We start from the raw sequence: 12691 nt of genomic DNA on the forward strand, positions 1-12691 counted from the left end.
TGAAGGAGCGCATCCGCGTCGGCCGTGGTATCGGCTCCGGCAAGGGCAAGACCGGTGGTCGCGGCGTGAAGGGTCAGACCTCGCGCGCCGGCGTCGCCATCAAGGGCTTCGAAGGCGGCCAGATGCCGCTATATCGTCGCCTGCCGAAGCGCGGCTTCAACAACCTCTTCGCGAAGGATCTGAACGAGGTGAACCTCGGCCGGATCCAGCAGGCGGTGGAAGCCGGCAAGCTCGACGCCAAGGGCACCGTGACCATCGAGGCGCTCGTCGCCGCCGGTGTCATCACCCGCCAGGCCAAGGACGGCGTCAAGATCCTCGGCGTCGGCGAGCTCAAGACCAAGCTTGCTTTCGAAGTCTACGGCGCGTCCAAGTCGGCCGTCGCTGCGATCGAGAAGGCCGGCGGTTCGGTCAAGATTCTGGCTGCCGCTTCACAGGCGTGATCCGAACGCCTACATGACGTTTGCGAACGGCGGCCGGGCCCAGCGCCTTGGCCGCCGTTCGACTGTTTGACGCAAGGCGCGAATCCGCAGACAGCACCTCGCGTGCGTTGGCAGACGTGCTTCCAGAGCATCGGACCGAAAGGTGGAATCCACGTTTCGGGACAATCCGATGCTCCGACTATGAGATAGATCATCGTACGCATCCGATAGGACGCGCGATGATCTGGGACCAGTTTGAGACCCAGGGACCGGACGCATGGCATCGGCGGCTGAACAGCTTGCGGCGAACCTCAATTTCGGGGCCTTCGCCAAGGCGGATGAACTGAAGAAGCGAATCTGGTTCACGCTGGGCGCGCTCGTCATCTATCGGCTCGGCACCTATATCCCGCTGCCCGGCATGAACCCGGATGCGGTGGCCGATCTCTTCCGCCAGACCCAGTCCGGTATGCTCGGCATGTTCAACATGTTCTCGGGCGGCGCGGTCGGGCGTCTCGCGATCTTCGCGCTGGCGATCATGCCGTACATCTCGGCCTCGATCATCGTGCAGCTTCTCTCCAGCGTCATCCCGAGCTTCGAGGCGCTGAAGAAGGAAGGCGAGCAGGGCCGCAAGACCCTGAACCAGTATACCCGCTACCTGACCCTCGTGCTGGCCGTGTTCCAGGCCTATGCGATCGGCGTGGGCCTGCAGGGCTCGGGCAACCTCGTGCTCGAACCCGGGCCGTTCTTCCTGCTCTCGACCACGATCACGCTGGTCGGCGGCACGATGTTCCTGCTCTGGCTGGGTGAGCAGATCACCAGCCGCGGCATCGGCAACGGCACCTCGATGATCATCTTCTCAGGCATCATCGCCGAATTTCCCTCGCAGCTCGCCCAGACCTTCGAGCTCGGCCGCCAGGGCGCGATCTCGACGGGCCTGCTGCTCGGCGTGCTCGTCATGGCGATCTGCGTCATCGCCTTCTGCGTGTTCATGGAGCGCGCCCAGCGCCGTTTGCTGATCAACTATCCCAAGCGCCAGGTCGGCAACCGCATGTATGAGGGCCAGACCTCGTTCCTGCCGCTGAAGCTCAACACCGCCGGCGTCATCCCGCCGATCTTCGCCTCGTCGCTGCTGCTGCTGCCGACCACCGTCGCCAGCTTCTCGCAGGCTTCGGGCGGCACCGGCTTCCTGTCGGTGATGGCGACCTATCTCGCGCATGGCCGGCCGCTGTTCATGGTGCTCTATGCGGCGCTGATCATCTTCTTCTGCTTCTTCTACACCGCGATCGTGTTCAATCCGGTCGAGACGGCCGACAATCTCAAGAAGCATGGCGGCTTCATGCCGGGCATCCGCCCCGGCGAGCGGACCGCCGAGCATATCGATCGCATCCTCACGCGCATCACCGTTCTCGGCGCAGGATATTTGACGATCGTCTGCCTTATCCCCGAGTTCATGATCACCTATGCTCAGATCCCGATCATCCTGCTGGGCGGCACTTCGCTCCTCATCGTGGTGACGACGACGATGGACACCGTGGCGCAAGTTCACGGGCACCTGCTGGCCCATCAGTACGAAGGGCTGGTCAAGAAGGCCAAGTTGCGAGGAGCGAGGCGCTAAATGCGGTTGATTTTCCTGGGGCCGCCGGGGGCGGGTAAGGGCACTCAGGCGGCGCGCATCGTCGCGAAGCACGGCATTCCGCAACTCTCCACCGGCGACATGCTGCGCGCAGCCGTTGCCGCTGGCACGCCGGTCGGCCAGAAGGCCAAGGCCGTGATGGACGCCGGCGGGCTGGTCTCGGACGAGATCGTCATCGGCATCGTCGCCGACCGCATCGAAGAGGCGGATGCCAAGAAGGGCTTCATCCTCGACGGCTTCCCGCGGACGCTGGCGCAGGCCGAGGCGCTCGACGCGATGCTCGACGGCAAGGGGCTGAAGCTCGATGCCGTCCTCGAGCTCAAGGTCGACCAGACTAAGCTCGTCGACCGCATCGTCCGCCGCGCCGAGGAGGCGAGGGCGGCCGGGCAGCCGGTGCGCAAGGATGACGATCCGGAGGTCTTCAAGACCCGGCTCGAGGCCTATAACCGCGATACGGCGGTGGTCGCTCCTTACTACGAGAAGCGCGGCCAGCTAACCGCGATCGACGGCATGCAGCCGATCGACAGCGTCTCGCAGGCGATCAACGAGGCGCTTTCGGTGGCGGCGCAGGGCTGACCGGCTTTCCAGCGCTAGACATTCGAACCCGGGCGGACCTCACGGTCCGGCCGGGTTCTTCGTTTCTACGGTGCGCTTTTGCGCTGATGCCTTTGCCTTTTCTCGGCCTGGCCGTGCGTTGACAGGCCCGAGGACGGCAGATGTCCTGTGGGCCAATCCGCGCGAAGCGGTGGCAAGCATCCGGAGACGGGGAGGCGAAGCGGCTTTCCGCGGTTCGGAGGCAGGACAGGGAGCAGGCGCATGACGAGGTTTGGTGCATTGCTGGTCGCGAGCACGCTGGCTCTGATGCCGGCGGCGGCGCGGGCACAGGATGCGGTGAAGATCGGCGTCCTCAACGACCAGTCGGGCAATTATGCGGAGTTCGGCGGCCTCGGCTCGGTCGAGGCGGCGAAGATGGCGATCGAGGATTTCGGCGGTTCGGTGCTGGGAAAGCCGATCGAGATCGTGTCGGCCGATCATCAGAACAAGCCGGACATCGCCGTCGGTTTGGCGCGGCGCTGGTACGATGTCGATGGCGTCACCGCGATCGCCGACCTCACCAACTCCGCCGTTGCGCTGGGCGTGGCCGGCATCGCCAAGGAAAAGCAGAAGATCGCGCTCTATAACGGTCCGGCGACGACGCGCCTCTTCAACGAGGATTGCGCGGCGACCGGCTTCATGTGGACCTTCGACACGGCGACCTCGGCCAAGGGCACGGCGATTTCGGTCCTGCGCGAGGGCGGCGACAGCTGGTACATCATCGCCGCCGACTATGCCTTCGGCCATCAGCTCACGGCGGATATCGAGTCGATCGTGAAGGCCAATGGCGGCAAGACGCTGGGCGCGGTGCGCGCGCCGCTGGGCACGCCGGATTTCTCGTCCTTCCTGCTGCAGGCGCAGGCCTCCAAGGCCAAGATCGTCGCCTTCGCCAATGCCGGCACGGACACGATCAACTCGATCAAGCAGGCCGGCGAGTTCGGTCTGGTCGATGGCGGCCAGAAACTCGCGGCGATGGTCGTGGTGCTCAGCGACGTGCACGGCCTCGGCCTCGACAAGGCCAAGGGTCTGATCACCACCACCGCCTATTACCACGACGCCGACAAGCCGAGCCGGGACTTCGCGGATCGCTACATGGCGCGGACCAAGAAGATGCCCGGCATGATCCAGGCCAGCGTCTATTCCTCGGTGCTGCATTATCTCAAGGCCGTGAAGGCTGCCGGCACGGCGGCCGGCCCCGCTGTCGCCGCGAAGATGAAGGAGCTGCCGGTCGACGATTTCTACGCGCCGGGCGCGAAGATCCGCGAGGACGGCCGGTTGATGAACGACATGCTGCTGGTCGAGGTGAAGAAGCCCGCCGAATCGAAGGCGCCGTGGGATTACTTCAAGGTCGTCCGCAAAATCCCGGCGGCCGAGATCATCGCGCCGCTCTCGGAGAGCAAGTGCAACCTGGTGAAGAAGTAGGGGGTACCGGAGGGAGCAGGGCAGGGCCGTCATTCTCGGGCGAAGCGAAGCGCAGACCCGAGAATCTCTTGCAGGACATTCTAAAACCTCATCCGGCCTGAGATGCTCGGGTCAAGCCCGAGCATGACGGCGAATACGCGGTCTGGCCTTGGCCTTCTCTGCCTTGGCATGGTTCTTGGTTGCGGCGGGGTTGACTCGTTGCGGCCGACGCGTTAACGACCCGCCATCCGGTTTCATGGGAGCGATGCCGTTGCCTTCGCGAGAAGGGACGACGTCGCATTACCGCGTGGAGCCGTTCAACGTCCTGCATGAGCCGGCCTCCACCGGACGCGGGATTTTTCCCACCGCCGGGGTGCCATCGGGTGCTTCGGCCGACATGGAGATGAGACCATGGCTCGTATCGCGGGCGTCAACATTCCCACCGGCAAGCGCGTCGTCATCGGCCTGCAGTACATCCACGGCATTGGCGCGGCCAAGGCCCAGGAGATCGTCGAGAAGGTCGGCATCGCGCCGGAGCGCCGCGTCAACCAGCTGACCGACGCCGAGGTCCTGCAGATCCGCGAGACGATCGACCGCGACTACCTCGTCGAGGGCGACCTGCGCCGTGAAGTCTCGATGAACATCAAGCGCCTGATGGACCTCGGCTGCTATCGCGGCCTGCGTCATCGCCGCTCGCTGCCGGTCCGCGGCCAGCGCACGCACACCAACGCCCGTACCCGCAAGGGCAAGGCGAAGCCGATCGCCGGCAAGAAGAAGTGATTTCGGCGGGCCGCTAGTCGGTCCGCTGTCTATACGCCGGCCGGTCCGCTCACGGGCCGCCGGCATCCCCAGCGCCTGGCATGACGGGCGCGCCTGAAGGATGGAAGAAGAGTTATGGCCAAGGAAGCCCAGCGCGTCCGTCGTCGCGAACGCAAGAACATCGTCTCCGGCGTCGCGCATGTGAACGCCTCGTTCAACAACACCATGATCACCATCACCGACGCGCAGGGCAACACGATCTCGTGGTCGTCGGCCGGCACGATGGGCTTCAAGGGTTCGCGCAAGTCGACCCCCTACGCCGCCCAGGTCGCCGCCGAGGACGCTGCCCGCAAGGCTGCCGAGCATGGCATGCGCACCCTCGAGGTCGAGGTGACCGGTCCGGGTTCGGGTCGCGAGTCGGCTCTTCGCGCTCTCCAGGCCGCGGGCTTCACCGTGACCTCGATTCGCGACGTGACGCCGATCCCGCACAATGGCTGCCGTCCGCGCAAGCGCCGTCGCGTCTGACGCCTGACGTGGTTAGCCCAAGGCGCCCGCAGGGGCGGGCGCCTGTCCGGGGCGGCGGTGGCCGCCAGATGAATTCAGCACCAGGAGTGCGGTCGTGATCAGCAAGAACTGGCAGGATCTTTCCAAGCCGAACAAGCTCGAAGTGAAGGTCGGAGACGACCCGAAGCGTCAGGCCACCGTGATCGCGCGTCCGCTCGAGCGCGGCTTCGGCATGACGCTCGGCAATGCGCTCCGTCGCGTGCTGCTGTCGTCGCTCCAGGGCGCGGCCGTGACCGCCGTCCAGATCGACGGCGTCCTTCACGAGTTCTCCTCGATTCCGGGCGTCCGTGAGGACGTCACCGACATCGTCCTCAACATCAAGGCCGTCGCGGTCAAGATGCAGGGCGAGGGCCCGAAGCGCATGACCCTGCGCAAGTCCGGCCCGGGCACCGTCACCGCCGGTGACATCAACACCATCGGCGACGTCTCGATCCTCAACCCCGACCTCGTGCTCTGCACGCTGGACGACGGGGCCGAGATCCGCATGGAGTTCACGGTCAACACCGGCAAGGGTTATGTCCCGGCCGAGCAGAACCGCCCCGAAGATGCGCCGATCGGCCTGATCCCGGTCGACAGCCTCTATTCGCCGGTCAAGAAGGTCTCCTACCGCGTCGAGAACACCCGCGAGGGCCAGAACCTCGACAAGGACTCGCTGACGCTGGCGATCGAGACCAACGGCTCGGTCACCCCCGAGGACGCGCTGGCGCTCGCCGCCCGCATCCTGCAGGACCAGCTCGCGGTGTTCATCACCTTCGAGGAGCCGCGCAAGGAAGAGGCCGTCTCGACCGCTCCGCAGCTGCCCTTCAACCCGGCGCTGCTCAAGAAGGTCGACGAGCTCGAGCTTTCGGTCCGCTCGGCCAACTGCCTCAAGAACGACAACATCGTCTATATCGGCGACCTCATCCAGAAGTCCGAGGGTGAGATGCTGCGCACCCCGAACTTCGGCCGCAAGTCGCTGAACGAGATCAAGGAAGTGCTCGCCACCATGGGCCTGCACCTGGGCATGGACGTCCAGGGCTGGCCGCCGGAGAACATCGAAGAGCTCGCGAAGCGCTTCGAAGAGCACTACTGAGCTTCAACCGGCGCGGGAGGCATCCCGCGCCAACCCCGCCCGGTTCATCCCGAGCCGGAGCATAAGGAACGGCCGTACCGTGGCACGGCGGCCGTAAGCAACGAAGGAGCCAAACAATGCGTCACGGTTTCCGCGGTCGTCGTTTCAACCGCTCGGCCGAGCATCGCCAGGCGATGTTCGCCAACATGGCCCAGGCCCTGATCAAGCACGAGCAGATCACCACCACCCTGCCGAAGGCCAAGGACCTGCGTCCGGTCGTCGAGAAGCTGATCACGCTGGGCAAGCGCGGCGACCTGCACGCCCGCCGTCAGGCGATCGCGCAGATCAAGGATGTCGAGCTCGTCGGCAAGCTCTTCGCGGTCCTCGGCCCGCGCTACAAGGAGCGCAACGGCGGCTATCTCCGCATCATGAAGGCGGGCTTCCGCTTCGGCGACAACGCTCCGATGGCGATCATCGAGTTCGTCGATCGCGACGTCGACGCCAAGGGCAAGGATTCCGGCCCGGTCTTCACGGCGGAAGACGAAGCCGCCTGATCGGCGCCTAGCAGCATGACTTGTCGAAAGGCGGCCGGAAGGCCGCCTTTCTTTATTTCGGCCCGGCTGTCGCGCCGATAGGAGGGCAGGAACCACCATCGCTATCCAGTGGTTTACATCGTCCGGGTCAAACGCCGCGAGCTTTCATGATTAAGCAGCTCTGCTATCACAGTCGCATCAAGCCGGGAGCTGGGGGGCGTGTCCTCTCGGTCTTCCGCGACATCCTCAAGACCTCGCAGCGCAACAACCAAGCGCAGGGGCTGAGCGGTTATCTTCTGTTCGACAAGACGTATTTTGCCCAGGTTCTCGAAGGTCCTGCGGCGAAGGTCGACGAGACCTTCGCGCGCATCAAGGCCGATCCCCGTCATTCGGAGGTGACCCCGATAGGCACCCGGGACAGGTCCAGCCGACAGTTCGGGGGCTGGACCATGGGAGGCGCGACACTGGAGGTCCTGCAGGACCGAGAAATCCTGCTGCGACACGGTCTCGACATCCAGGGCTGGCAGCTCAAGCTCGACTGCCGGGGGCTGATCGACGTCGCCCTGGACTTTGCGCATAAGCGTGCCGCGAACGGCTGAGCTTGCTGGCATTACAGCCGACGCTGGCCTATCTCTGCAAAGACTCGATCCTTCGGAGACAATGCATGGCCGCCCGTTTTCCCTTTGCCGCCGCAGTGGCTCTCGTCGTGGCCTGCGCGGGTCCCGTGGCCGCACAGGCGCCGGCGCGGCAGGTGCCCGAGACGCGCGAGCAGGTGACGCTCTCCTTCGCGCCGTTGGTCAAGCAGACGCAGGCTGCGGTCGTGAACGTCTATGGCGCGCGCGTCGAGAAGCGTCCGCAGAATCCCTTCATGGACGATCCGTTCTTCCGCCGCTTCTTCGGCGATGGCGGCTTCGGCGTGCCGCGCGAGCGGGTGCAGCGCTCGCTCGGCTCCGGCGTGATCGTCGATGCCGGCGCCGGTCTCGTGGTGACGAACAACCACGTCATCGAGAACATGAGCGAAGTGAAGGTCGCCTTCGCCGACAAGCGCGAGGTCGAGGCCACGATCCTGCTGCGCGATCCGCGCACCGATCTCGCCGTGCTCAAGCTTGCCGATGCCAAGAACCTGACCGCGATCGAGCTGGCCGATACCGACGAGCTGCAGGTCGGCGACATCGTGCTGGCCATGGGCAATCCCTTCGGCGTCGGCCAGACGGTGACGCAGGGCATCGTCTCGGCGCTGGCGCGCACGCAGATCGGCGTCGGCGACGCGCAGTCCTTCATCCAGACCGATGCGGCGATCAATCCGGGCAATTCGGGCGGCGCGCTGATCGACATGAAGGGCCGCGTGGTCGGCATCAACACCGCGATCTATTCCCGCTCCGGCGGCAGCGTCGGCATCGGCTTCGCCATTCCCTCGGCGATGGTGCGCCTCGTCGTCGACAGCGCCAAGGCCGGCGCCAAGACGGTGAAGCGCCCCTGGTTCGGCGCGCGCTTGCAGAGCCTGACGGCAGAGGTCGCCGACGGGCTCGGTCTCGACCGGCCGGCCGGCTCGGTCGTTGCCAGCGTCGTCGATAAGGGCCCGGCCGACCAGTCCGGCCTGAAGCGCTCGGACGTCATCCTCTCGGTCGACGGCGTCAACGTCGACGATCCCGAATCCTTCGGCTACCGCTTCGCGACCCGGCCGATCGGCGGCACGACGATGCTGAGCGTGCTGCGCGGCGGCAAGCGCATCTCGATCCCGGTGAAGCTCGTCGCGGCGCCCGAGACCCGGCCGCGCGACATGGTGAAGCTCACCAGCCGCTCGCCGCTCGCCGGCCTGACCGTCGGGAACATGTCGCCGGCGCTGGCCGAGGAACTCTCGATAGAGACCGGCAATGACGGCGTCGTCGTCAGCGAGGTCGAGGAAGGCAGCACCGCTGCCAATGTCGGCTTCCTGAAAGGCGACATGATCAAGGCGCTCAACGGCGAGCAGATGACCACTTCGCGCGAGGTCGAGACGATCCTCAAGGAGCGCAAGCGCGCCTGGGAGGTGACGATCATCCGCAACGGCCAGACGATCACCTCGGTCTTCCCGGGGTGAGCGACCTGTTCGCAGCCTCGGGGCTGGACAAGTCCGGCCCGCGGCCGCTGGCCGACCGCCTGCGGCCGACGACGCTCGCCGAAGTCGCCGGCCAGGAGCACCTGACCGGGCCGGACGGGGCGCTGACGCGGCTCGTCGCCTCCGGCACGGTCGGCAGCCTGATCTTCTGGGGGCCGCCGGGCACCGGCAAGACGACGGTGGCACGGCTGCTCGCCGGGCTGGTCGATCTCGGCTTCGAGCAGATCAGCGCGATCTTTTCCGGCGTCGCCGATCTCAGGAAGGTGTTCGAGGCGGCGCGCGGGCGCCGGCTCGGCGGCCGGGGCACGCTGCTCTTCGTGGACGAGATCCATCGCTTCAACCGCGCCCAGCTCGACGCCTTCCTGCCTGTCATGGAGGACGGCACGATCACGCTGATCGGCGCCACGACCGAGAATCCGTCCTTCGCGCTCAACGCGGCGCTGCTGTCGCGGGCGCGGGTGCTGACCTTCAAGTCGCTGGACGAGGGCTCGCTGCTCTTCCTGCTCGGCCGGGCCGAGGTTCTGGAGGGGCGGGAGCTGCCGCTGACGCCGGAAGCACGCCTCGCGCTGGCCCGTTTCGCCGATGGCGACGGGCGCGCCGTGCTGACGCTGGCCGAGGAGATCTGGCGGGCGGCGAAGCCCGGCGAGATTCTCGACGAGCATGGCTTATCGGATGTGATCCAGCGCCGCGCGCCGATCTACGACAAGGCGCAGGACGGCCATTACAACCTGATCTCCGCCCTGCACAAGACGATCCGCGGCTCCGACCCGGATGCGGCGCTCTACTATTTCGCACGCATGCTCGATGCCGGCGAGGACCCGCGCTTCCTGGCGCGGCGGCTCGTCCGCATGGCGGTGGAGGATATCGGTCTCGCCGATCCGCAGGCGCTGTTGCATGCCCGCGCGGCGGCTGAGACCTATGAGCAGCTCGGCACGCCCGAGGGCGAGCTCGCGCTGGCCAATTGCGTGATCTATCTGGCGACGGCGCCGAAATCGAACGCGGCCTATACGGCCTACAAGGCGGCGGTGCGGGTGGCGAAGGAGCGGGGCTCCCTGACACCGCCCAAGACCATTCTCAACGCGCCAACCAAGCTGATGCGCGAGGAAGGCTACGGCGCCGATTACGCCTATGACCACGACCAGCCCGATGCCTTTTCTGGCCAGAACTACTGGCCGGATGCGCTCGGCCGGCAGCGCTTCTATGATCCGCCGGAGCGGGGCTTCGAGCGCGAGATCCGCAAGCGGCTGGAATATTGGGAACGGCTGCGGCAGGAGCGGGGAGAGTAGGGATGTATCTGATCGCGCGCCTGCTTCTGATCGTGCCCTCGGTGATCGCCGGCTGGTTCGTCTCGAAGGACGATGTCTCCTATTGGGTCATAGCCTTCGCCATCGCGCTGGTCTTCATCGTGCTGACCATCGCTTTCGAGCTCTATGTGCATCCAAGGTTGCGGCGCAGGCGCGAACCTTGAGCGCGCTCAACTCCGGCAGGTGAACGGCAGGAAGGTGCCGGACATGCCGCTGTTCATCGCCATCAGCACGAGCCGGTTGGCGAGCTCCAGCTCCTCCTTGCTACGGGCGCAGACCTCGGCGCGAGCCTGGCAGTTCGAGGCGAGGAAGGCGTCGTGGCTGGCGAGGAAGTCCGCGCCCAGGCCCCTCTTGCCGAGCCGCGCGATCGACTGATCATAGGCCTTCCTGTAGCGATTGCATTTCTCGGTCGGCCAATCCGTGCTGCCGCTCTGCTGTGCGAAAGCGATCGTGCTGCCGAAGGCCAGCATGACGGCCAGCAATCCCATGCGGCCAAACCCAGCCTGAAGAGCCATCGCTTTCCTTCCCATCGCTGAGACCGGTCGTTTTCCCATACCGATCTTCCTGTCCGGCCGCACGGAGCCGTGCAATTGCGGCGGATTTCGTTTGTGCAAGGCGTCAGCGCGCTCTATTCCACAGCGATGATCTCCACTGCTTTCGTTTTCGTAGGCGCCGGCATCGGCGGTGCCCTGCGCCACGGCATCAATGTCGTCTCGCCGCGCTGGTTCGGCATGGGCTTTCCCTATGGGACCATGGCCATCAACATCATCGGCTCCGCCCTGATGGGGCTCGTCGCCGGGTGGTTCGCGTTCCGCGCCGGCGAAGGCGTGCCGCAGGACCTGCGCCTGTTCCTGGCGACGGGCATCCTCGGCGGTTTCACCACTTTCTCGGCCTTCTCGCTCGATGCCGTCCTGCTCTGGGAGCGGGGCGAGGCGATGCTGGCGGCCACCTATGTGATCGGCTCGGTCGTGCTGTCGCTGGCGGCGCTGGTCGGTGGCCTCGCGATGATGCGGAGCATGTCATGAAGACGGGCGGCAAAGGCCCCGGCAGCAAGGGCGCCGGCGGCAAGGGTACGGGCGGCAAGGCCACCGGCAACTCCCCGCGTGGCGGCAAGCCGTCATCCGCCGGAGCCCCGCGCGGCAAGCGGCCGAGCCACGATGCCCGGCGCCGCGCCGCGGCGCGTCCGGCCGGCGGCGAGGAGCGCGTGCAGCGCCCCGTTCGCCCGCGGCCTGTGGAGGAGGCTCCCAAGCCGACGCGTGCGCAGGTGAAAGCCGAGACGGCGCAGGTGCTCTCGACCGGCGTGCAGCAGCTCGTCGTGACGCCGGACGAGAACGAGATGCGGATCGACCGCTTCCTCGAGGCGCGTTTCCCGCAGCTCTCCTTCAGCCATATCCAGCGCATCGTCCGGAAGGGCGAATTGCGCGTCGACGGCAAGCGCGCCGACAGCAAGGACCGGCTCACCGAAGGCCAGACCGTGCGCATCCCGCCGCTGAAGCTCGAGCCGCAGGAACAGCGCCCGCGCTCGCTCAAGGCCGATACCGACACGGTCGAATTCCTGCGATCGATTACCCTCTATGAGGATGACGACGTCATCGTTCTCAACAAGCCGGCGGGTTTGGCCGTGCAGGGCGGTTCGGGCACGACACGACATGTCGACCAGATGCTGGAGGTGCTGACCGACAAGAGCGGCCAGAAGCCGCGCCTCGTCCATCGCCTCGACAAGGACACGGCCGGCTGCCTGGTCATCGCGAAATCGCGCTTCGCCGCTGCGACGCTGGCCAAGACCTTCCGTTCGCGCTCGGCCCGCAAGGTCTATTGGGCGCTGGTCGCCGGCGTGCCGCGCGTCCGCCAGGGCCGCATCTCGACCTATCTCGCCCGCGAGGAGGCTTATGACGGCGACCAGCGCATGGCCGTCGCCAAACATGGCGAGGACGGGGCCATGCATGCGGTAACCTATTACGCCGTGGTCGAGACGGCGGCACAGAAGCTCGGCTGGCTGTCGCTGAAGCCGGTGACGGGGCGCACGCATCAATTGCGCGCGCACGCCGCCCATATCGGCCATCCGATCATCGGCGACCCCAAATACTTCAACATCCAGAACTGGGAGCTGCCCGGCGGCATCCAGAACAAGCTGCATCTGCTGGCCAGGCGAATCGTGCTGCCGCATCCGCGCGGCAAGGGCACGATCGATGTCAGCGCGCCGCTGCCGCCGCATATGCGCCAGAGCTGGAACCTGCTCGGCTTCGACGACGCGCCCTATGATCCGATCGTCGAGGCGCCCGACGAGTAAAACCCTCCGATCCTATGACGAAACGTAAGAGAACAGTTGCGGAAC

Annotated in this window: 15 protein-coding genes; 14 read left to right on the plus strand and 1 reads right to left on the minus strand. The window is 66.1% G+C overall.

All coding sequences use genetic code 11. The features are described 5' to 3' along the window. From rplO to JHD80_RS14595, 12 genes are all read left to right on the plus strand, one after another. Positions 1–440, plus strand: a 440-nt coding sequence (rplO, locus tag JHD80_RS14540; protein ID WP_199088554.1) for a 50S ribosomal protein L15, incomplete at its 5' end; no start/stop codon positions are given. Positions 441–696: 256 nt separating this feature from the next. Then, complete coding sequence (gene secY, locus JHD80_RS14545) at positions 697–2034, plus strand: preprotein translocase subunit SecY (RefSeq protein ID WP_199088556.1); 1338 nt, start codon at positions 697–699, stop codon at positions 2032–2034. Then, entirely contained in the window at positions 2035–2628 is a 594-nt protein-coding gene (locus JHD80_RS14550; RefSeq protein ID WP_199088558.1) for an adenylate kinase, read from the plus strand. A 240-nt stretch (positions 2629–2868) separates the two neighbouring features. Then, a complete protein-coding gene (locus JHD80_RS14555; RefSeq protein ID WP_199088560.1) occupies positions 2869–4068 on the plus strand; it encodes an ABC transporter substrate-binding protein in 1200 nt (399 codons plus the stop codon). Positions 4069–4458: 390 nt separating this feature from the next. Next, on the plus strand, positions 4459–4827 hold the full coding sequence (gene rpsM, locus JHD80_RS14560) for a 30S ribosomal protein S13 (RefSeq protein WP_112581136.1): 369 nt from the start codon (positions 4459–4461) through the stop codon (positions 4825–4827). A 114-nt stretch (positions 4828–4941) separates the two neighbouring features. Next, on the plus strand, positions 4942–5331 hold the full coding sequence (gene rpsK, locus JHD80_RS14565) for a 30S ribosomal protein S11 (RefSeq protein WP_043237079.1): 390 nt from the start codon (positions 4942–4944) through the stop codon (positions 5329–5331). Between the two features lie 94 nt (positions 5332–5425). Next, the gene (locus JHD80_RS14570; RefSeq protein ID WP_047582392.1) at positions 5426–6442 is read left to right on the plus strand and encodes a DNA-directed RNA polymerase subunit alpha; all 1017 of its coding nucleotides are present in this window, start codon (positions 5426–5428) and stop codon (positions 6440–6442) included. A 116-nt stretch (positions 6443–6558) separates the two neighbouring features. Further along, positions 6559–6975, plus strand: coding sequence for a 50S ribosomal protein L17 (gene rplQ / locus JHD80_RS14575; RefSeq protein ID WP_061967384.1), 417 nt, complete (start codon positions 6559–6561; stop codon positions 6973–6975). A gap of 146 nt (positions 6976–7121) precedes the next feature. Beyond that, positions 7122–7553: a BLUF domain-containing protein gene (locus JHD80_RS14580; protein WP_199088562.1), complete on the plus strand. Its 432-nt coding sequence runs from the start codon at positions 7122–7124 to the stop codon at positions 7551–7553. A 65-nt stretch (positions 7554–7618) separates the two neighbouring features. Further along, positions 7619–9034 carry a Do family serine endopeptidase gene (locus JHD80_RS14585; protein ID WP_199088569.1) on the plus strand — a complete coding sequence of 472 codons (1416 nt, stop codon included), beginning with the start codon at positions 7619–7621 and terminating at the stop codon, positions 9032–9034. Further along, complete coding sequence (locus JHD80_RS14590; RefSeq protein ID WP_199088571.1) at positions 9031–10338, plus strand: AAA family ATPase; 1308 nt, start codon at positions 9031–9033, stop codon at positions 10336–10338. Before JHD80_RS14585 ends, JHD80_RS14590 begins: the two co-directional genes overlap by 4 nt. Positions 10339–10340: 2 nt before the next feature. Further along, a complete protein-coding gene (locus JHD80_RS14595; RefSeq protein ID WP_199088573.1) occupies positions 10341–10520 on the plus strand; it encodes a hypothetical protein in 180 nt (59 codons plus the stop codon). A gap of 6 nt (positions 10521–10526) precedes the next feature. Here the strand turns inward: JHD80_RS14595 and JHD80_RS14600 are convergent, their stop codons facing one another. Next, the gene (locus JHD80_RS14600) at positions 10527–10871 is read right to left on the minus strand and encodes a hypothetical protein (protein WP_199088575.1); all 345 of its coding nucleotides are present in this window, start codon (positions 10869–10871) and stop codon (positions 10527–10529) included. Positions 10872–10997: 126 nt separating this feature from the next. Between JHD80_RS14600 and crcB the strand changes: the two genes are divergently transcribed. Both crcB and JHD80_RS14610 read left to right on the plus strand, forming a co-directional pair. Continuing rightward, complete coding sequence (crcB, locus tag JHD80_RS14605; RefSeq protein ID WP_199088635.1) at positions 10998–11381, plus strand: fluoride efflux transporter CrcB; 384 nt, start codon at positions 10998–11000, stop codon at positions 11379–11381. Beyond that, positions 11378–12646 carry an RluA family pseudouridine synthase gene (locus tag JHD80_RS14610; protein ID WP_199088577.1) on the plus strand — a complete coding sequence of 423 codons (1269 nt, stop codon included), beginning with the start codon at positions 11378–11380 and terminating at the stop codon, positions 12644–12646. The genes crcB and JHD80_RS14610 overlap by 4 nt, the downstream gene beginning before the upstream one ends. The last annotated feature ends 45 nt before the right edge of the window (positions 12647–12691 follow it).

The organism is Allobosea sp. ASV33 (assembly GCF_016428755.1).
Lineage (GTDB): Bacteria > Pseudomonadota > Alphaproteobacteria > Rhizobiales > Beijerinckiaceae > Allobosea.